The sequence below is a fragment of the Aureimonas fodinaquatilis genome (genome assembly GCF_008369445.1).
Lineage (GTDB): Bacteria > Pseudomonadota > Alphaproteobacteria > Rhizobiales > Rhizobiaceae > Aureimonas > Aureimonas fodinaquatilis.
Genome location: NZ_VTWH01000001.1, coordinates 28516 through 48459 on the forward strand (window position 1 = coordinate 28516; position 19944 = coordinate 48459).

The window sequence follows — 19944 nt, forward strand, 5'->3', positions numbered from 1 at the left end:
CTGTCTATCTGTCCAGACGCAAAGGTGCGGCATACCCGCCGATGGCGCGAATGTCGAGACTTTCACCAAGGCTGGTATAGGCAGGATTGCCGCCGCGCGGCCCGGCGATCAGGCGGCTGTACTGACCGTCTGTTACATCCTGCGCCAGAACTTCGAAACCATCACCCGGTACGAAGTCCGGCCCACCGCCATTCACCACATAGCATTCCACCTCAAACGGCACCGGATCCGCCAATGGTGAGGAAAGGACCAGTGCCGGCTCATTCGCCGGCCTGCCATCCACGGCAATAAAGGGCAGGCGTGCCACGATGGTGGCGCGACCAAGCTGTTTCCACCATGCGCCGGATTTCTCATTCAGAAGCACAATGCCCATCAGCGCATCGCTTTGACCCACGAGGTCAACCACAGAGTCTGCGTCAGGCAACAGTTGCATCGGAACGGAAAAGCCGCAGGTGAAGCGGGCTGTTTCCACCGCAGCAGCAACATCGTGTTTGGCGGAAACCGCAACGCTGAACGGCGCCTGAAGGGCCGTGAAAGTGGAAATGATTTCACGCCACAAATGTTCAACTGCGGTTATCGGCAGGTGGCCGGTGTGGCGCGTTGCCAGACGTCGCATCATGTCTGCCTCGCGACCGGGACGAAAAGCAGCACCGCTGCGCGCAATGCCTTTGGTCTGTATCAACTCGTCAATCACCATGGCGCGCTGCATCAGCAACCTGTGGATAGATTCGTCAATCGCGTCGATCTTTGCCCGCAATTCTGAAAGCCGTGTCGTATCCTGTTGATCCGCCGATGCCATTCTGCCCTCTCTCGCTCTCGATTCCGGCCATGTTTTAACGTTTGTCACGGGTGGTTGCAAAGAAGCGTTGATCTATGGCCCGCCGGGCAGTACCAGATAATTTGAACCAACCGGCAGAACCACATGAATGCTCCCTCCTTGACCGAGGCGGCAAGCCTTCCTCTCCGCGAGGCGCGCCAGCCTTCCAGCAAAGTTGCACATTTCGGGCCAGAAGAACCGTTGTGGCTGGATGCCGGGCGAATGCTTTCGCCGTTTCAGATTGCCTATGAAACCTGGGGCGAACTGAATGCCGACAAATCCAACGCGATCTATGTCTGCCATGCGCTGACGGGCGACCAGTATGCGGCCAGCACAAACCCGGTAACCGGGCGTCCCGGCTGGTGGTCATCCATCATCGGTCCAGGCAAACCGGTGGACACAAACCGCTACTTCATCATCTGCGCCAATGTGATCGGCTCCTGCATGGGCTCGACCGGCCCGGCCAGCACAGACCCGGCAACCGGACTGCCTTATGCGCTGAACCTGCCGGTTCTGACCATCGGCGATATGGTGCGAGCGCAGGCGATGCTGATGGATCGGCTGGGCATAGACCAGCTTTTTGCGGTGATTGGCGGCTCCATGGGTGGCATGCAATGCCTGCAATGGACAGTGGCCTATCCCGAGCGCGTGTTCTGCGCATTGCCAATTGCAGCCGGTGCGCGGCATTCATCCCAGAACATTGCGTTTCACGAGGTTGGACGGCAAGCCGTCATGGCGGACCCAGAATGGCAGGGCGGGCGGTATATCGAGGGCGGTGTGCGCCCGCACAAGGGCCTGGCTGTCGCCCGCATGGCGGCACATGTCACCTATCTGTCCAAGGCGGCACTGCAACGCAAATTCGGCCGCAATCTTCAGGATCGTGAAGCACTCGGCTTTGGCTTTGAGGCCGATTTCCAGATTGAAAGCTATTTGCGGCATCAGGGCAGCAGTTTTGTTGATCGCTTCGACGCCAATGCCTATCTCTACCTGACGCGGGCCATGGACTATTTCGACATTGCCGCTGACTACGGTGGCAGACTGGCAGATGCTTTTTCCCGCACCAAAACGCGGTTCTGCCTCGTGTCTTTTTCATCCGACTGGCTGTTCCCAACTGAGGAAAGCCGTGCGGTCGTGCATGCACTCAATGCGGCGGCAGCCTCGGTTTCGTTTGTCGAGATTGAAACGGATCGCGGACATGACTCCTTCCTGCTGGATGAGCCTGAATTTTATGCAGCAATGATGGGCTTTTTAACATCTGCGGCCAAAGCGCGGGGGCTGAAATGAGCGACCCGACCAGTCTGCCGCCGCAGCCCACCAGCGAAATAGCTGCTGCTGATACCTCCATGCGCGTGGACCTGCAACTGATTGCCGATCTGGTGCCCAATGGCGGCCGGGTGCTGGATGTCGGTTGCGGCGATGGTGCCTTGCTGGCGCTTCTTGAGCGCCACAACAATGTTGACGCGCGCGGAATGGAACTGAGCCAGCAGGGCGTGAACGAGGCTGTTGCGCGAGGCCTTTCGGTTATTCAGGGCGATGCCGACCGCGATCTGCAGCACTATCCAGACAGCGCTTTTGACTATGTGGTCTTGTCGCAGACCATACAGGCAACGCAAAATCCCAAACATGTGCTGCTGGAGCTGCTGCGCATCGGCCAGCACGCCATTGTTTCATTTCCCAACTTCGGCCACTGGTCCGTGCGGTTTTCGTTGTTGAAGGGGCGCATGCCGGTTACGCGAAACCTGACGTATAGCTGGTACGATACGCCAAATATTCATTTTTGCACCATCCGCGATTTTGTCGACCTGTTGCACGAGGTGGACGCAGAAATTGTAACTGCAGTTGCATTGGACAAGGATGGCAAGAAAATCGGCATGCGACTGCCATGGGCGTTCTGGAATCTGTTTGGCCAGCAAGCGGTGTTTGTCTTGCGGCGAAAAAGCTGACTGGCTCCAGTTAACGCCTTCCGGGTGATCATCCGCTCACCTGGAAGGCTTCAACTCTCTGTAGCGCTGCATTGAATTGAATTTGTTTCAACGCGGCATATTCAAACTGCGTCAGTGCGAATCACAAATTGACAGACTTCATGCCTGCCTCGGCGTAGCGATTTCCTGCGGCGGCATCCGGCGGGAAAATATTGTCCAGTTCCTCAATTTCCTCACGGGTCAGAATGAGGTCGGTTGCCGCAATATTCTCTTCCAGATTGTGCACCTGCCTTGTGCCGGGAATTGGCACAACATCTTCGCCTTGTGCCAGAATCCATGCCAGCGCCAATTGAGACGGGTTGACGCCGCGAAGCCGGGCAATGCTGCTGACAGCATCCACCAGTTTGAGATTGCGGGCAAAATTCTCGCCGCTGAAACGCGGATGGCCTTTGCGAAAATCATCTTCCGGCAGATCAGCCTCGCTACGGAAACGCCCGGTCAGGAAGCCGCGCCCCAGCGGGGAATATGGCACAAAGCCGATGCCCAATTCCCGTAGAAGCGGCAGTATTTCGGGTTCGGGGTCCCGGCTCCAGAGGGAATATTCTGTCTGCAAGGCGGTGATCGGGTGTTCCTTGTGCGCCCGTTCGATAGTTTGCGGCGATGCTTCCGAAAGACCCAGAAAACGCACCTTGCCCTGTTCCACCAGACGGCTCATTGCCCCCACCGTTTCCTCAATCGGTACGCTGGGGTCCACGCGGTGCTGATAGTAAAGGTCAATAACCTCAACACCCAGTCGCTTCAGGCTGGCATCGCATGCAGTGCGCACATATTCGGGCCGGCCGTTTATGCCAAGTCGTTCGCCCTTGGGGCCACGCACATTGCCGAATTTGGTGGCCAGAACCACCTCGTTGCGGCGACCGGCTATTGCCCGGCCGACCAGTTCCTCATTGCGGCCAACGCCATACATATCGGCAGTGTCCAGAAATGTCAGACCCAGATCAAGCGCTCTGTGAATGACACGGATGGACTGCGTATCATCGCCAGTTCCATAAAATTCCGACATGCCCATGCAGCCCAAGCCAAGGCGCGATACGGTCAGGTCCGGACCCAGTTTGCGATAATCCATGATTGTCCCCTTCAGACGTGAGTCTTGATGCCCATGTGGGGGAGCCAAGGCCTGGGTAAAAGATTCAGGCGGCAAATTTTTCACATGCCTATGAAAAAACTAGCTATTTTCAGGCCGGTGCAGGACCGGCGCACCCTGTGGCACAAGAACTGGCGCGCCCAGCCTGACTTTGGCTCGCTCATTGCGTGTCACAGGAAGGCCGCGATAAACCAGCTTGGTCGCTTCGATGGCAATAACCCCGGCAAAATAGGGCCATGCAGTTCTGCCCGCTCGCTCCAGCGGCATGGCAAGATTAACGAAGCCCTGCCTGCGGAATGGCGGAAAAAACAGCGCTTCCGATATCCCCGACGGGCTGAACATTGAATTGCGCAACAGCCGGTGCAGTTGCCCGCGTGACCACGGACGACCTGACCCGAAAGGCGTGCGGTCAAGGCGGGTCCATAGGCCGGAACGGTTGGGAACCACCAGAACAAGCCTGCCGCCAGGCGCCAGTATGCGCCACATTTCCGACAGCGTTTCAGCGGGGTTCTCGGCAAACTCCAGCGCATGAACCATCAGGATCCGGTCGACTGAAGCATCGCCCAGAGGCAGGCATGCATCATCAATCAACGCGCACAGCGAGCCTGCATTGCCGCCTGGCCAGCGGACAGCGCCCTGCGCGGCAGGCATGAAAGCCAGCACCCGGTCTGCGTCCACGCCCAGCGCATCAAGATAGGGCAGCGGATAGCCGAGCCCCACCAGCCTTTCCTGAGCTATCGGGTGCCAAAGCGGATTCAGCGCCATGGAAATGGCTTTCGCGGCAGCAAGTCCAAGCCGCGTGGCATAAAAATCCCGCAGATCGACAATATCTGCATTCATTGGCTGGGTTGAGCTGATGGGTTCCTCCCACTGGTTTCATACCGGGCAAAGGATATATCAATCACCAAGGCCCGCGACACTGCTACCTTATGTCTGGATTTTCCAGGCCAATGACAAGTGAGGATTCATTTTGAGCACGGTTGAAATTCGGCAATTCATCTGCCGCACCGACAATTTCGGGGTTTTGCTGCGCGATGTCGACAACCAGTTGACGATCGCCATTGATGCGCCGGAGGAGCAGCCGATACTGGATGCACTGGCAGCAGAAGGCTGGAAGCTGACTCATATTCTGACCACCCACCACCACAATGACCACGTGGCGGCCAATGACGCGTTGAAGCGGCGTTTCAATGTGCAGATCATTGGTCCGGATGCTGAAGCCGACCGTATTCCCGGAATCGACCGCGGCGTCAGGGGTGGCGATCGATTCGCAATTGGAGTGCTGGACATCGAGGTCATTGATACGCCGGGACATACCCTGGGCAGTGTTTCCTATTACATGCCCGGCCTGGCGGCGGTTTTTGCTGGCGATGCGCTGTTTTCGCTTGGCTGTGGCCGTCTGCTTGAAGGCACTCCGGCCATGTTGTGGCAATCTTTGCAAAAGCTGCGCGCGCTGCCTGATGAAACGATGCTGTATTGCGGCCATGAATATACGGCAAGCAATGCAAGGTTTGCCGCGTCGATCAACCCTCATAATCTGGCCCTGCATGAGCGTGTCACAGAGGTGGAGCGGTTGCGCGTTGCGGGTGAGCCAACCTTGCCGGTGCCATTGGGGCTGGAAAAGCGCACAAACCCGTTTCTGAGGGCGGATGACGCCGACCTTGCGGAAGCACTTGGGCAGGGCGGCCAAAGCGCCGAGGCGGTGTTTGCAGACATGCGCAGCCGGAAAGACCGGTTTTAGCTCGGCATCACCGCGTGGCGGGCCGCTTGCCCATCAGGCGTAAAAACAGGGGCAGAGCGGCCAGAACCGCCCCGAAGGTAATGAGCAGGGCGGCGAGCAGAACCGAGGTCGATGCTGCTGCCTTGCCCGCCAGAATCAGAACCCCGGTGGAAAGAAGCGGTGCTGCGTAGCTGGCAGCGCCCAGGAGCTGGATGTCGCCGCGTTTGACGCCATAATCCCATGTGTAAAAGGCCGCCCCCACGGGCAACAGACCAAGGCCCAGAATGGCCAGCCACTGGCCTGATGTATCGGGCCAGACGGTGGTTTCAAACAGCAGATGCGCAACCAGCGACAAAAGAGCGGTGGCGGCGCAAAAACCGGTAACAATGTCAGTTGGAACCGTGCCGAATCGGCGGGATATCAGCGAATAGCTGGCCCATGTCAGGGCGCATAAAAATGCCAGGATATAGCCAGTGGTGTGCCCGGCGGAAAAACTCATGGATCCGCGCCCGGCAATGATCAGCGCTGCTCCGCCAAGACCGGCAAATGCTCCTGCCAGATGATACCAGCGCAGCTTTTCGCCGGGCAGCATGGCGGACCCAAGCACGATGAAAAGCGGCCACAGATAGGCGATCAGGCTGGCTTCTGCAGCGGGCGCATTGCGCAATGCGGCAAAATACAAGGCGTGATAGCCGAAAAGGCCCAGCACGCCCGCCAGCCAGACCAGCAAAGGCTGGCGAAAAACCCGCAGCGAGCCGCCGCGAATCAGCAGCATGGCCACACCTACCAGTGTGCCGATGGAAAAACAGATAGCGCTGAGCTGGAATGGCGGAACCGTACCGCTGGCCGTGGTGAACAGCGCCAGCAAGGCCCACATGAGAATCGCACTGAACCCGATTAACGTGGCCATGCCTGCCTGCCTTGCACTTGTTCTGACGCAACAGGCAGGCTTTTACAGGCCGTCAATTTCCCGCGCCAGATGCCTTTTGCGCAAAGATTGAGGCACTGAGGGTCAGCGGTCCGATTTTTGTTGGAATGCGCACATAGACCGGCGCGTGCAGATTGTCCTGACCCACAGGTGCCAGCCAGATTTGAATGGTCTGGCTTTGCAGATATTTCAGCCCTGATGATGAGCGTCTGAAACCGCCAATTGCCTCAACCCGCGCATTGCATTTGACCACCTGACCATCAAAGCCATTGGTGCGGAAATTGCCGGTTCCTGCTGGTGAAAGCTTCAGGTTCAGCCGGGACCAGCCATCATAAACCGGCAAGGTGCGGTTACACAGTCGCTCACCCGAACCCTTCAGCATAAGGCCGCTGAGCGGATCGACGACGCTGCGCAATTGCGAATTGGACACAGAGACAAAATCGGTTGGCATTTTGTCCCGCAGGGGTGGGGAAACCGTGCTTTGCACGGCACGGCCATTGCGAAACCGCACATCGCTGGCCCAGCTTTTGCCATCGCTTGTATAAGACAGGCGGTAGCGCGTGGCCTGCAGGCCATTGCCCTGCACCTGCCCTTCAACCGAGCTGTTGCCGTGCGTGCTGGAAATAAGCGCGCCGAGTCCGGCCGACCGCAATTGACCGCTGACCGAATAGCGGTTGTTGTCCAGTCTGGTGGTAAAATCTGCCCGGCCCATCGGCAGGCCAAGAATCGAAATGCTGTATCGGGTTTGCAGAGCCTCTGCCGCAGCGCTGCCCGATACCAGCAGCAACACAAACAAAGTGGCGATATGGACGATTCTTTCGGCGGACATCGAGTGTGAACCTTTAACGGGCGGGCAGCGGCTGCATCTTATAACCCATGCTGGCAGACAACCACTTGTGCAAAAATGCAAAAATCCAAAAATATTCAACGCATGCATCAGGAAAGTCAGGTGTTCTTGACGTTGAGGCGGGAGGCGACTATAGGAGGCGCTTATTCCCGATCATGCCCGTCTGGCTGATGATCGCGTCGCTCTACAGCGGCGGCGCGTCTCGCCGGGGCTTATGGTAGTTGAAAGGTGCTCTAATGTCTCGCGCTTGCGAATTGACCGGCAAAGCCGTCCTGTCCGGCAACAATGTTAGCCACGCGAACAACAAGACGCGTCGCCGCTTTCTGCCGAATCTGTGCAATGTCACACTCATCTCCGATGCGCTGGGCCAGCGTTTCCGTTTGCGCGTCAGCGCCAACGCTCTGCGCACGGTTGAGCATCGCGGTGGCCTTGATGCCTTTTTGGCCAAGGCTCCGGAAAACGATCTTTCGCAGCGCGCTCGTTTGTTGAAGCGTCAGATCGCCAAGAAGGTTGCCGGCGCAGCCGAGTAATCTTTGGCATTGCTCTGTTTGCTCAGGGCAAATCCTCCATTTTCGAATCCGGCCTCGCTTTCAGCGGGGCCGTTTTCATGCAATTTTCCGTATAATCGCGGACCAACCTGACCGCTGGTGCCATACCCCAGCATAAAAAAATGGAACGATAGATGACGATGACTCAACGCTACGCGCTGCCTGTTGCCGCAATGACGCTGATTGTTCTGGCGTCCAACATTGCCGTGCAGTTTCCAGTTCAGGGCCAGGTGGGCAACCTGTCATTGGGCGATTTGCTGACCTGGGGTGCATTCGTCTACCCCTTCGCGTTCATCATTACCGATATCAACAACCGGCTGTTTGGTCCGCATATGGCGCGCCGGGTTGTTTACATCGGCTTTGCCATGGCCATTCTTAGCTCCATTGTGCTGCCACCCTTGTTGTTTGGCTGGGGGCTGGTGCCTTTTGGGCTGGAACCAGGGCGGCTGGTGCGAATCGCGCTGGCCAGCGGCAGTGCGTTTTTGCTGGCGCAATTGATGGACATCTACGTATTCAACCGTTTGCGCCGCCAAAGCTGGTGGAAAGCGCCTATGGCCTCCGGCGTGGTTGGCACCATTCTGGACACGCTGGTGTTTTTCTCACTGGCTTTTGCGCCGCTGTTTCTCATTCTTGGCCCTAATGACGGCTTTGCCCTGGAAGCCGCACCGCTTCTTGGCGTCATGTCTATAGAGGCTCCACGCTGGATTTCGTGGGCGATTGGCGACTTTTCAGTGAAAATGGCGGTGGCGGTGTTCGGTCTGGTTCCGTATCGCGTGGCGATCAACCTGCTTCTGCCTTACCGCGAGGCGCAAGGCACTTCTCGTTGAAACGGCTGCGTTTCCACGTCAGAACAATGGGCTATGCAGGGCAGGCGGGTGTATCCTCTGCCAGCCGGAACTCCAGATAAAGATTGCGCTGAAAAAACGATGCGTTGTCATCAGAGGCGATGGCAATGACGATCTGTCCGGTCGCATCGACAGCCACATCCAGCGCTTCCATATTATCGATGGCATAGCTGCCATCGACCTCCATCAGAACTGCGCCGGAGACCAGCCTGCCAGGTTTCAGTGCTGTGCCGGAAATGCACCTCAGCCGCATGCCAAGCTGACCAAACCCCTCATAGCGCCGTTCCAGCAGCAACAGATCGCCTGTTGGCAGAAAGGCCGCGTCAGTAACGTGCCAGGGCGGTTGCCGCAACACCGTGAAAATGCCGCTGTGGTCGGGATTGGCTTCAACATAGCCTTTGGCCGCGGCCACCGGGCGGCCGAGAATTGCGGCAAACAGATTGCCGTGTGAATCTATCGATTGCTCGGAAATCGCAATTGCAGCGCCCCGCAAAGCGCCGCCCGGCGGAGCAAAGGCAACTGCCTCTATGCCCTGATTGCTGCGCAGCTCATTGTGCGGAATGATCAGCGGAACGCCGGCGAGCGGGCGGCTGAGCAGCGGGTCGGCGCGGTCGAACACTTCGATGCGGTGGTCTCGTTCAAAAGCAACCAGCACCATGCCATCATGAATTGCCAGACCTTCTGCGTCTGATGAAGTTTTGCGGGCCGAACTCATGCCATCCCGGTCAAGTATCGGAGCCAGCTGTGCAGCATCAATGCCAATCGGCGTCCCGTCATCGGCGCGGCGAATCCGACCGGTGAACCAATAGCCTAAGTCAGAAACGCTGAGGAATGCCTGACGCGCGTTATCGAGAAAGCGCAGGCCTGAAATGCCATGCACATTGGGTGCGCGAAAACTGAAGCCACCAATATAGTCAAACGCACCGAACCGGGTCTGATCGTGACCGGGACGGAACTGTTCAATTGGCGTGGCTGCAACCGTTACCGCCTTGCCAGCGGCCTGTACCGGCTGATGCAGCACCAGGGCTGCGCTCAGACAGAACAGGGTAAGTCTCATCCTCACCGGCGCTTGCCAGTGGCTTTCGTATTTTCCTGCACTTCGAAAAGCGCAGCCAGTTGCTCGGTCATTGCCCCGGCCAGCTCTTCGGCATCAACCAGAGTAACCGCGCGTCGGTAATACCGTGTCACATCATGGCCAATGCCGATTGCCAGCAGTTCAACCGGGGAGCGAGTTTCAATTTCTTCAATCACCGCGCGCAAATGGCGCTCAAGGTAATTGCCCGGATTGGCGGAAGATGTCGAATCATCCACCGGTGCACCGTCGGAAATCACCATCAGGATGCGCCGCTGCTCGGAGCGGGCAAGCAAGCGGTTGTGCGCCCAGATCAGCGCCTCACCGTCGATATTTTCCTTCAGCAACCCTTCACGCATCATCAGGCCAAGATTGCGCCGTGCGCGCCGCCATGGCGCTTCAGCCGACTTGTAGATGATGTGGCGAATGTCATTCAGGCGGCCAGGGCGCTGCGGCTTGCCCTCTTTGCGCCAAAGCTCCTGCGACTGGCCACCCTTCCACGCGCGGGTGGTGAAGCCAAGCACTTCAACCTTGACGTTGCAGCGTTCCAGCGTTCTGGCCAGAATGTCGGCACAGGTTGCCGCAACGGTGATTGGCCTGCCACGCATGGAACCGGAATTGTCGATCAGCAGCGTGACAATGGTGTCGCGAAACTGCGCATCACGCTCCATCTTGAACGACAGGGGCTGCATCGGATCTGTCACAAGCCGCGTCAGGCGCGCAGTGTCGAGATAGCCTTCTTCCAGATCAAAGTCCCAGGAGCGGTTCTGCTGCGCCATAAGGCGCCGTTGCAGACGGTTGGCCAGTCGGCCGACAACGCCTTGCAAAGACGCAAGCTGCTTGTCCAGGAACGCCCGCAAACGCTCCAGCTCTTCGTCGTCGCACAGGTCCTCCGCGCCAACAATTTCGTCGAACTGTGTGGTGAATGCGCGGTAGTCGCTGTCGCCGGACTGATTGGTCAACGGCTGGTGCGGTCGTCGCGTGTCTCCCGGCGCTTCGGTATCAGGATTGTCGTCGTCCGAAGGGTCTTCCGCAGTGGCGTCCGAAGCGTCGGATTCAGCGGCATCCTCCGACTCGCCTTCCATCTCGGTTTCCTGCGGTTGGGCGTCCTGCTGCCCCGCTTCCTTGTCGCCATCCGCATCGTCCGGGTCGCGGGTCTGGTTATCACCGCTTTCCTCGTTGTCGCCGTCTTCTTCAGGCTCTTCATTTGCCAGTTCTTCCGCCATCTCCATGGCGGCAAGAACATCGCGCATGGCACGGGCAAAGGCGCGCTGGTCTTCGATCAACTCAGACAGATTGTCGAACCGTGAGCCGGCCTTTTCCATAATCCAGTCACGCCAGACATCCACCAGTGCCTGTGCGCTGGCTGGCACGGGTCGGCCGGTCAGTTTCTCACGCACCATCATTGCCACCGCATCTTCCAGCGGCGCTTCCGCCTTGTCGGTCACGGCAGACAGGTTGGAACGGGAATATTTGTCTTCCAGCATGGCGGTCAGATTTTCGCCGACGCCGCTCAGTGCATTGGCGCCAATGGCCTCAACGCGCGCCTGCTCAACCGCGTCATACACGGCCTTCGCCTCGCGCCCCTGGGGGGCCAGTGTCGTGTGGATGCGCATGTCATGGCGGGCGCGGCGCAGCGCCATGGCATCTGCCAGGCCCCGGGTTACGGCAACATCATTTGCAGTGGCACGGCGTGGCAGCTCCGGCAGCCGCGCCTTGCTGCCCGAAATGCCGGGGCGCTCGTTGCCAAAGGCAATTTCAAGCTCAGCCTCGCCGGCAATGGCCCGAAGACAACCGGAAACCGCCCGCCGAAATGGCTCGCGATCGACGGTTGTCAGTTTCCCGGGCCGTGTATTGTCGCCGTGACGCGTCATTGGGATCAATCAAGCACAATGTTGGCAGAGGATTCCGGCAGTTCTTCGCCAAAGGCGCGCTGATAGAACTCTGCAACCAGCGCACGTTCCAGCTCATCGCATTTGTTCAGGAAGGTGAGGCGGAATGCAAATCCGATATCGCCGAAGATCTGCGCATTTTCCGCCCAGGTGATCACGGTGCGCGGGCTCATGACGGTGGAAAGGTCGCCATTGGTAAAGGCAGAGCGCGTCAAATCCGCAACGCGAACCATTTTGGAAACCTGCGTGCGGCCTTCCTTGGTGTCGAAATGGCGTGCCTTGGCCAGCACGATGCCCACTTCATTATCGTGCGGCAGATAGTTCAGCGTGGTCACGATTGACCAGCGATCCATCTGCGCCTGATTGATCTGCTGGGTGCCATGGTAGAGGCCGGTCGTGTCACCCAGGCCAACCGTATTGGCGGTGGCAAACAGCCGGAAAGCCGGATGCGGACGAATAACGCGGCTCTGATCCAGCAATGTCAGCCTGCCGGATGCTTCCAGCACGCGCTGAATGACAAACATCACGTCGGGACGTCCGGCATCATATTCGTCAAACACCAGCGCAACATTGTTCTGGTAGGCCCAAGGCAGAATGCCATCACGAAATTCGGTGATCTGCATGCCTTCGCGCACGACAATCGCGTCCTTGCCGACAAGGTCGATGCGGCTGACGTGGCTGTCCAGATTGACGCGCACGCAAGGCCAGTTCAGGCGCGCGGCCACCTGTTCGATGTGGGTTGATTTGCCGGTGCCGTGAAAGCCGGAAACCATGACGCGGCGGTTATGCGCAAAGCCAGCCAGAATTGCCAGCGTGGTTTGCTTGTCGAACAAATAGTCCGGGTCCATTTCCGGGACATGCGGGTCAGCCACAGAAAAAGCGGGTACTACCAAATCGCTGTCGAAACCGAAGGTTTCGCGGACGGAGACGCTGGCATCGGGCAATCCGGCCACTTCCAGTTCCGCTGCACTCATCATACCTCCAAGGACCAAAGTGCGCTGCGGCAGCGATGGTCATCTGTCCAGAGCAATTCCAGTCAAGGTAAGACGCAGTCTTGCGTTTGGAATTGCATAAAAACAAAGCGATAGAGCATTTTGCGATTCGGGGAAAAGCCAAAATGCGCCACTCGCACGCGGCGCAAAAAGCGCCACCGCCCGCGTTCTAAAGCATTTTAACGCCGGGTGGAAACACTCGTTGCGCATAAATGGAGTAAAATTGGCCGGAAATGGATGCGGATTGCAGCCTTGGCCTAGCAGAAGCCTGCCTGTTTCAGCAGCTTGTAGGCCTGGATCACTTCGCGCAGCCGGTCTTCAGTCGTGCGGTCGCCGCCATTGGCATCCGGGTGATATTGTTTCACCAGCGCTTTGTAGCGCAGGCGAAGCACTTCCGGCCCGGTGTTGTGGGGCACGCCCAGAGTGTCCATTGCCTTCATTTCCAAGGTGCGGGGCTTGCGGCTGGGCCCGGTGACCGTTCCCTGCGGGCGGTTGGCATGGGTGTGCTTGTTCCAGCGCGGACGAGCCTTCGCGCTGGAGGATGCGGATGAGGCTCCGGTTTCGCCACTGCCATTCGAGCCCATGCCCCAGGTGGGCAGGTGTCCGGTCAGCGAGCTTTTGATAAAAGCCTGTATGCTTTCATCATCCAGCCCGGAAAAGTAGTTGTAGCTTTTGTTATATAGCCGCACATGCTCGAAGCAGAACTGGTAGTACTGGCCTTCCTGATTGCGGCCACGCGGTGCCCGGTGCGTGCCGGGCTCGCAGCAATCATGCCATGCGCATTCGGGCGCGCGCACCTCTTCCTTGGCTGTGCCGCGCACCCGGATACGGTCAAAAATTTTAGAATCAAGCTTCATCGCACTCAATTATGGGTTCGTATTGCGTGTTGAACAAGAATTGACAGACAGAAAAAGCCGCGCAACACGAGAGCTTCGGCCTAATTTGCGTTTATCCTGTAATCTGCCCGGGTGATATATGAGCATTAAAACCTCTATCGAACAGAAGCTTAAAGCTGCATTTACGCCTGAGAGCCTTGAAGTTCTCAATGAGAGTCATTTGCACGCCGGGCATCATCATGATTCGAGCCACCCTGCGCCGTTTGATGGCACAGGTGAAACACACTTTCGAGTGCGCATTGTGGCAAGTGCTTTTTCCGGCCAGAACCGCATTGCACGACACAGGGCAATCAATGCTGCCTTGAGCGATGAATTGGCTGGCGGTGTGCATGCGCTGGCCATCGAGGCCAAAGCTCCGGAAGATATTGCACAGCAATGACCCGACATCGTCGCAGGCACCGTCGGCTGAAGCGGCAGCGCGTGGGTGCAGGGCTTCTGCTGACCAGCGCCCTGGCCATGCTGGCCGGCATGACCGACGTGATCGGGCTGATGATGATTGGCCACTACATTTCCTTCATGAGCGGCAACACAACAGAGCTGGCGGCGGCGCTGGTTGGGGGCGATTTCGCCAGTGCTGCGCTGATGATGGCCATCCTGCTGGTTTTTGTGCTGGGCAATACGGCAGGCGAGGTTTTCATTCGCCTGGTAAAGCGAAACCATGTGCCGCTTCTGTTTCTGATTTCTGCTCTGATCGCCATGCCAATGCTTGCGCCCGGCTCGATGTGGGCGGTTCTGTTGACCGTTCTGGCAATGGGCATGCTGAATTCCGGCATTGAGCAGATTGAAGGTCAGGCATTTGGCATCACCTTCATAACCGGCGCATTGTCGCGTTTCGGGCGCGGACTCGGCCGGTATCTCATGGGTGAGCGTCAAGGCGCGTGGACCTTTCAGATCGTGCCATGGGCAGGCATGTTTGCCGGCGCACTGGTGGGCGCGCTGGCCTATCAGAGCCTGCAGGAGAATGCGCTTCTGGTTCCAACCGTGTTCAACCTGTTTCTGGGTGTGGTGATTCTGCTGATACCGCGCCATTGGCGGCACAGCTATGTTTCACCACCACGCGTCAGGCTGGCGCGTCCAGCTGCCCGGCCAGAAACTCGCTGACCTTTTCCGCAGAAATGTCTCTGGCTACGAAGGATTGGCCGAGTCCGCGGGTCAGGATGAATGTCAGCTTGCCTTTGCTGACCTTTTTGTCCTGCGCAATTTTGTCCATCAACAGATCCACGGTAAAGCGCGGCCCTGGAATCTGCGAAATCTCGGTGGGCAAGCCAACAGTTTGCAAATGCCGTACGGCCCGCGTGGCGTCCTGCCCGCTGATAAGCCCCAGTTGCGCAGAAAATCGGTGCGCCAGCGCCATGCCGATTGCCACGCCTTCACCATGGACCAGCCGCGCGGAATCATAATTGGCTGCGGCTTCCAGCGCATGACCAAAAGTGTGGCCAAGGTTCAACAATGCCCGGTTGCCATGCTCTTGTTCATCACCCGCAACAACTGCGGCTTTGGCAGCACAGCAGCGTGCAACTGCTTCGACACGCTCCGGTCCCCCGGCAAAAACCGCCGCGTGATGCTGCTCCAGCCATTCGAAAAACTCCGGCTGGTCAATCAGCCCGTATTTCACCACCTCGGCGTAACCGGCGCGAAATTCCCTCGGGGACAATGTTGACAGCACCTCAGTGTCGGCCAGCACCAGTTGCGGCTGGTAAAAGACACCGATCAGATTTTTGCCACGCGGAGAGTTGATGCCGGTTTTGCCACCCACGGAAGAGTCCACCTGTGCCAGCAATGTTGTGGGAATCTGAATGAACCGCATGCCACGCCGCACAATACCGGCGGCAAAACCTGCCAGATCGCCGATGACGCCACCGCCAAGCGCAATCACAGTATCACCACGTTCCAGCCTGTCGGCCAGCACGCTATCCACAACCTCACCCAGACAGGACAGGCTTTTGGTCGCTTCTCCCGCAGGCATCACAATGGCGCTGGATGCAATGCCCGCCTGCCTCAGCACATCCTGCATCCTGGCCAGATAAAGCGGCGCCACGGTTTCATCCGTTACAATGGCGGCGCGAATTCCGGGCGCGCGACGGGCAATTTCTTCCCCGGCACGGGCCAGAATTCCCGGCCCGATCAAAATGTCGTAGGAGCGCGCTCCCAATTCCACCCGCACCGTTTTACTGGCGCCAGAGGCTTGGATATCGGTCATTCTGAATCCTTCTGCGCACAGTATTTTTCAAGTGCGGCAACAATTTCCATGGCAATCGTTTCGCGCTTCGCATTGCGGCTTTGAACCACGAGGTCGGCTTGCGCATAAACCGGATAGCGCTTGTCAATGAGGTCCTGCATAACCTGTCGAGGATCGGGTGCCTGCAAAAGCGGGCGGGTCGGGCGTTTGGAAACCCGGTCCATCAACAGATCCAGGTCGGCTTTCAGCCAGATTGTCACCGCGTGCTCACGAAGAACCTGCCGCGTGGCTGCGTTCATGTAAGCACCGCCGCCGGTGCCAATCACCTTCGGCCCATCTTCGGCAATTCGAGCCACCACGCGGGCTTCCAGCGCCCGAAATTCCGGTTCACCATAGGCGGCAAACAGGTCAGAAATCGTCATGCGGGAAATGCGTTCAATTTCGGCATCTGAATCGACGAAAGGCAGTTGCAGAACCTGCGCCAGCTTGCGCCCGATTGTGGTTTTGCCGGCACCCATCAGACCAACCAGCGCAACTGAGCGGCCTTGCAGATCCGGCCTTGATGGACCAACCTTTTGTTTTCCGGCCGAAACAGACATCACATACCTTGTACAGGAAGGAAGAAAAAACGCTCGTTTCGAAAACAGGAAACCGGCCTTCACGTCAAGCGTGCTTGCAATTTGCGCCATGAGTCAGAAGTTTTAACTCTTGGCGCACAGAATGCTGATCTTACCTCATGACGAGTTTGTTTGATTATGCCAACCCTTGTTCGCCTGCTGACAGCTCTTGTCGTGATTGCCGCCATTGTTGCGGCAACCATGGCATTGCTGGTGCTTTATGTGGAGCCGAAGCCGACACAGTTTCGCGAAACAGTGCCGCTGCGTGAGCTGGGGCAGGGCCAGCCGACTCCCGCCCCGCAACGGCAGGTTCCATGAGCCGTGAGGTCGCGAATTTTCTGGAAATGATGGCGGTGGAGCGCGGAGCGGCAGCGCATACTCTGGAAGCCTATGAGCGCGACCTGACCGACCTTGCCGGATTTCTGGCGGCAAAAGGCGCAGAAATTGCCACCGCATCAGCCGAGAATCTGCGCGCCTATATGGACTCTCTGGCCGATTGTGGCTTTGCCTCTTCAACACGTCGCAGGCACTTGTCGTCCATTCGCCAGCTGTTCCGGTTTTTGTATGTGGAGGGGGAGCGCAAGGACAATCCGGCAAGTTCCCTGGATGCGCCGCGCAAGTCATTGTCGCTGCCAAAAGTGCTGAGCGAGTTCGAGGTGACGCGGTTGCTGGACACCGCAGAGGCCGAATCACTTGATACCCGGCTGTCCGACGCGGCGCGCCTGAGGGCGCTGCGGCTCTACGCTTTGACAGAAAGCCTCTATGCAACCGGATTGCGCATATCCGAACTTGTGTCATTGCCCAGGACAGTGCTGCGTGCCAGCGGCGGCGCGATCATGGTGCTTGGCAAGGGCAACAAGGAAAGAATGGTGCCGCTGGGCAGCCGGGCTGCGCAGGCGCTGGCCGAGTTTTCTGCCCTGCAGCAAACGCTGGCCCCTCAATCGAACAGTGGCTGGCTGTTTCCAGCGCTATCACAGTCCGGTCATCTGACGCGGCAGGCCGCTGCCCGCGACATCAAGGCACTGGCACACCGGGCCGGCCTATCCGAATCAACCGTTTCGCCGCATGTTCTTCGCCATGCCTTTGCCAGCCACCTGCTGCAAAATGGTGCTGATCTGCGTTCGGTTCAGGAACTTCTGGGTCATTCCGACATTTCGACAACCGAGATTTACACCCATGTTCTGGAAAGTCGCTTGTTGGATCTTGTCAGCGAGCATCACCCTTTATCAACGCTTGGCGACGGATAAGATTGACAAGGCGCGGCCATATCGTCAGTTTGCGCCAAAATCGACGGCGCTTATGCCCCTGTGCGCAAATGCACAAAGGGTCCGCCCGGCAGAAGGACGGCAACGACCGCTGACGAATGCACAATTACCTCGACTTTGAAAAACCAGTCGCTGATCTCGACAGTCAGATCCTTGAACTGAAGCGCATGAGCAATGATGAAGGCAGCCTTGATGTCGGCGACGACATTGCGCGGCTTGAAAAGCGTTCGCACGATGCGCTGGTGGATCTGTACCGCAAGTTAACGCCCTGGCAGAAGACGCAGGTGGCCCGGCATCCGGACAGGCCGCACTGCCTGGATTATCTTGAGCATCTGATCACCGATTTCACCCCTTTGGCGGGGGACCGCTATTTTGCGGAAGATCATGCGATCATTTCCGGTTTCGGGCGGTTTGACGGCCAGCCGGTCGCGGTGATCGGTCAGGAAAAAGGTTCTGATACTCAGTCACGGCTGAAACACAATTTCGGCATGGCGCGTCCGGAAGGGTACCGCAAGGCCGTACGGTTGATGGAAATGGCCGAGCGGTTCCACGTTCCGGTGCTGACGCTGGTGGACACAGCAGGCGCCTATCCGGGTATCGGTGCGGAAGAGCGTGGTCAGGCGGAGGCCATTGCCCGGTCGACGGAAACATGTCTGAACCTGAAGGTTCCATTGGTTTCAGTCGTCATCGGCGAGGGCGGGTCCGGCGGCGCGATTGCCATTGCTGCGGCCAACCGGGTGCTGATGCTTGAGCATGCCATCTACAGCGTTATTTCGCCGGAAGCCGGTGCCTCCATTCTGTGGAGAGATTCGTCCAGGGCCAAGGATGTTGCGCAGGCCATGAAGATCACCGCGCAGGATCTCAAGAATTTCGGCATCATCGATCAGATCATCGAAGAGCCGATTGGCGGTGCTCATCGCGACAGAATGGCGGCAATCAACTCTACCGGTGCTGCTATCCGTCAGGCATTTCAAAGTCTTTCACAGACCGACGGCGAAACGCTGAAGCGTGAAAGACGACAAAAATTTCTGAGCATGGGCCGCGACCTCAAGGTTTGACCTGCGCGGCCTTTTGCCTGATTGACATGAAGATGCGAAAAAGCTTCTGAAAACTGTAAAAATGAACTTATGCCGTTAACCGCCGCGCAAGGTTGACGGAGTCATAATTAGGGTGAAAATTACTGTTTGTCGGGCAGGGGGACGCTACTGGCGCTGCTGCTCATTAGGGGATCAGAGAATGTTCGCCAGACGTCTTGCAACGGCCGCCTGCCTAGCCACCGGTCTGCTTGTAATTGCCGGTTGCAAACCCGGCTCGATTGACGATCTGATGGGGCCGACGGCTCCTCTTTCTTCAGCTCTGCTCAAGCAGATGCAGGAACTCGACATGGGTAAGGGTTCACCCATGATGGTCCGCCTGTTCAAGGAAGAGTCTGAACTGGAGGTCTGGAAGCAGACAACCAGTGGCAGCTACGCACTTCTGAAGACCTATACAATCTGCGCATGGTCCGGCAAACTGGGGCCAAAGCGCAAGGAGGGTGACCGGCAGGCGCCTGAAGGTTTCTACAATATCACGCAAGGCTCATTGAACCCGCGGTCGCAGCATCATCTGGCCTTCGATATCGGTTATCCAAACCGCTATGACTCCGCAAACGGATTTACGGGTCAGCATCTCATGGTGCATGGCTCGTGCAACTCTTCCGGCTGCTACGCCATGGACAACAATCAGATCGAGGAAATCTACTCGCTCGCACGCGAGTCATTTTCTGCAGGTCAGCGTAACTTTCAGTTCCAGGCCTATCCATTCCGCATGACGCCGAAAAATATGGCACGGCATAGCCAGTCGGAATATGCGCCATTCTGGGCCATGCTCAAACAGGGCTATGATGCGTTCGAGGTGACAAAGCGGCCGGTCAAAGTCGACGTCTGCGAAAAGCGCTATCTGTTCAATGCTTCGTTGCCAGAAGGCACGACCCTGAATCCAGCCGGCGCTTGCCCGACAGTGAATGAATCTCCGGCAATGGCCGCGCGGCGCATTGCAGACGAGGCCGAAACCTCTGCCTTGCTTGCGCGCATGACACCTGCGGACTTTGCCTTGCAATCGACCTTCACCTACAGAACGGGCGACCCGATCACCGCTGAAGCCTATGCGCGTGAGCAGAACCGCCGTGAGGGATATGATCGTTTGGGCAACCGGACAACGCCGGCCCGCACCTCAATGTTCAGATCATTGCTTGCCAACTGATTGGAACTGAGCGGGAGCC

Annotated in this window: 22 protein-coding genes; 11 read left to right on the forward strand and 11 right to left on the reverse strand. The window is 57.9% G+C overall.

Going from position 1 to position 19944, the window contains the following annotated elements; genetic code table 11:
* Nucleotides 1-4: 4 nt before the first annotated feature.
* Nucleotides 5-799 carry a chorismate mutase gene (gene pheA, locus FPY71_RS00155; protein WP_149296451.1) on the reverse strand — a complete coding sequence of 265 codons (795 nt, stop codon included), beginning with the start codon at nucleotides 797-799 and terminating at the stop codon, nucleotides 5-7.
* Between the two features lie 123 nt (nucleotides 800-922).
* Here pheA and metX point away from each other — a divergent pair, with 123 nt between their 5' ends.
* Both metX and metW read left to right on the forward strand, forming a co-directional pair.
* Entirely contained in the window at nucleotides 923-2101 is a 1179-nt protein-coding gene (gene metX, locus FPY71_RS00160) for a homoserine O-acetyltransferase MetX (protein ID WP_149296453.1), read from the forward strand.
* Nucleotides 2098-2760, forward strand: coding sequence for a methionine biosynthesis protein MetW (gene metW / locus FPY71_RS00165; protein WP_149296455.1), 663 nt, complete (start codon nucleotides 2098-2100; stop codon nucleotides 2758-2760). Before metX ends, metW begins: the two co-directional genes overlap by 4 nt.
* A gap of 121 nt (nucleotides 2761-2881) precedes the next feature.
* Here the strand turns inward: metW and FPY71_RS00170 are convergent, their stop codons facing one another.
* Complete coding sequence (locus tag FPY71_RS00170; protein WP_149296457.1) at nucleotides 2882-3865, reverse strand: aldo/keto reductase; 984 nt, start codon at nucleotides 3863-3865, stop codon at nucleotides 2882-2884.
* 99 nt (nucleotides 3866-3964) lie between these two features.
* Nucleotides 3965-4723, reverse strand: coding sequence for a class I SAM-dependent methyltransferase (locus FPY71_RS00175; protein WP_149296459.1), 759 nt, complete (start codon nucleotides 4721-4723; stop codon nucleotides 3965-3967).
* Nucleotides 4724-4853: 130 nt separating this feature from the next.
* On the opposite strand from FPY71_RS00175, the gene gloB reads away from it, so the two are divergent.
* Nucleotides 4854-5624: a hydroxyacylglutathione hydrolase gene (gene gloB, locus FPY71_RS00180; protein ID WP_149296461.1), complete on the forward strand. Its 771-nt coding sequence runs from the start codon at nucleotides 4854-4856 to the stop codon at nucleotides 5622-5624.
* 7 nt (nucleotides 5625-5631) lie between these two features.
* Here the strand turns inward: gloB and yddG are convergent, their stop codons facing one another.
* Both yddG and FPY71_RS00190 read right to left on the reverse strand, forming a co-directional pair.
* Complete coding sequence (gene yddG, locus FPY71_RS00185) at nucleotides 5632-6513, reverse strand: aromatic amino acid exporter YddG (RefSeq protein WP_149296463.1); 882 nt, start codon at nucleotides 6511-6513, stop codon at nucleotides 5632-5634.
* 52 nt (nucleotides 6514-6565) lie between these two features.
* Nucleotides 6566-7360, reverse strand: a complete 795-nt coding sequence (locus tag FPY71_RS00190; RefSeq protein WP_149296466.1) for a DUF3108 domain-containing protein — start codon at nucleotides 7358-7360, stop codon at nucleotides 6566-6568.
* Nucleotides 7361-7614: 254 nt separating this feature from the next.
* Between FPY71_RS00190 and rpmB the strand changes: the two genes are divergently transcribed.
* Both rpmB and FPY71_RS00200 read left to right on the forward strand, forming a co-directional pair.
* Nucleotides 7615-7908: a 50S ribosomal protein L28 gene (gene rpmB / locus FPY71_RS00195; RefSeq protein WP_149296468.1), complete on the forward strand. Its 294-nt coding sequence runs from the start codon at nucleotides 7615-7617 to the stop codon at nucleotides 7906-7908.
* A gap of 152 nt (nucleotides 7909-8060) precedes the next feature.
* Entirely contained in the window at nucleotides 8061-8753 is a 693-nt protein-coding gene (locus FPY71_RS00200) for a queuosine precursor transporter (RefSeq protein WP_149296470.1), read from the forward strand.
* Between the two features lie 31 nt (nucleotides 8754-8784).
* Here the strand turns inward: FPY71_RS00200 and FPY71_RS00205 are convergent, their stop codons facing one another.
* The 4 genes from FPY71_RS00205 to FPY71_RS00220 form a co-directional block, all read right to left on the reverse strand.
* A complete protein-coding gene (locus FPY71_RS00205; protein ID WP_210246224.1) occupies nucleotides 8785-9828 on the reverse strand; it encodes an esterase-like activity of phytase family protein in 1044 nt (347 codons plus the stop codon).
* Nucleotides 9829-9830: 2 nt separating this feature from the next.
* Nucleotides 9831-11717, reverse strand: a complete 1887-nt coding sequence (gene cobT, locus FPY71_RS00210) for a cobaltochelatase subunit CobT (RefSeq protein ID WP_149296474.1) — start codon at nucleotides 11715-11717, stop codon at nucleotides 9831-9833.
* Nucleotides 11718-11722: 5 nt separating this feature from the next.
* The gene (gene cobS / locus FPY71_RS00215; RefSeq protein ID WP_149296476.1) at nucleotides 11723-12709 is read right to left on the reverse strand and encodes a cobaltochelatase subunit CobS; all 987 of its coding nucleotides are present in this window, start codon (nucleotides 12707-12709) and stop codon (nucleotides 11723-11725) included.
* 275 nt (nucleotides 12710-12984) lie between these two features.
* Nucleotides 12985-13584, reverse strand: a complete 600-nt coding sequence (locus tag FPY71_RS00220) for a J domain-containing protein (protein WP_149296478.1) — start codon at nucleotides 13582-13584, stop codon at nucleotides 12985-12987.
* A 118-nt stretch (nucleotides 13585-13702) separates the two neighbouring features.
* On the opposite strand from FPY71_RS00220, the gene FPY71_RS00225 reads away from it, so the two are divergent.
* Entirely contained in the window at nucleotides 13703-14002 is a 300-nt protein-coding gene (locus tag FPY71_RS00225) for a BolA family protein (protein WP_149296480.1), read from the forward strand.
* Nucleotides 13999-14724 (forward strand): YoaK family protein, encoded by a 726-nt coding sequence (locus FPY71_RS00230; RefSeq protein ID WP_149296482.1) that lies wholly within the window; start codon nucleotides 13999-14001, stop codon nucleotides 14722-14724. Before FPY71_RS00225 ends, FPY71_RS00230 begins: the two co-directional genes overlap by 4 nt.
* Here FPY71_RS00230 and aroB read toward each other — a convergent pair.
* Nucleotides 14684-15823, reverse strand: a complete 1140-nt coding sequence (gene aroB, locus FPY71_RS00235; RefSeq protein ID WP_149296484.1) for a 3-dehydroquinate synthase — start codon at nucleotides 15821-15823, stop codon at nucleotides 14684-14686. The genes FPY71_RS00230 and aroB overlap by 41 nt on opposite strands.
* Nucleotides 15820-16401: a shikimate kinase gene (locus FPY71_RS00240; RefSeq protein ID WP_149296486.1), complete on the reverse strand. Its 582-nt coding sequence runs from the start codon at nucleotides 16399-16401 to the stop codon at nucleotides 15820-15822. The genes aroB and FPY71_RS00240 overlap by 4 nt, the downstream gene beginning before the upstream one ends.
* A gap of 156 nt (nucleotides 16402-16557) precedes the next feature.
* Between FPY71_RS00240 and FPY71_RS18615 the strand changes: the two genes are divergently transcribed.
* From FPY71_RS18615 to FPY71_RS00260, 4 genes are all read left to right on the forward strand, one after another.
* Nucleotides 16558-16737, forward strand: coding sequence for a hypothetical protein (locus FPY71_RS18615; protein ID WP_246160069.1), 180 nt, complete (start codon nucleotides 16558-16560; stop codon nucleotides 16735-16737).
* The gene (locus FPY71_RS00250) at nucleotides 16734-17666 is read left to right on the forward strand and encodes a site-specific tyrosine recombinase XerD (RefSeq protein ID WP_149296488.1); all 933 of its coding nucleotides are present in this window, start codon (nucleotides 16734-16736) and stop codon (nucleotides 17664-17666) included. Before FPY71_RS18615 ends, FPY71_RS00250 begins: the two co-directional genes overlap by 4 nt.
* A 116-nt stretch (nucleotides 17667-17782) precedes the next feature.
* Nucleotides 17783-18742 (forward strand): acetyl-CoA carboxylase carboxyltransferase subunit alpha, encoded by a 960-nt coding sequence (locus FPY71_RS00255; RefSeq protein ID WP_149296490.1) that lies wholly within the window; start codon nucleotides 17783-17785, stop codon nucleotides 18740-18742.
* A gap of 178 nt (nucleotides 18743-18920) precedes the next feature.
* On the forward strand, nucleotides 18921-19925 hold the full coding sequence (locus FPY71_RS00260; RefSeq protein ID WP_149296492.1) for a L,D-transpeptidase family protein: 1005 nt from the start codon (nucleotides 18921-18923) through the stop codon (nucleotides 19923-19925).
* Nucleotides 19926-19944 lie beyond the last annotated feature (19 nt).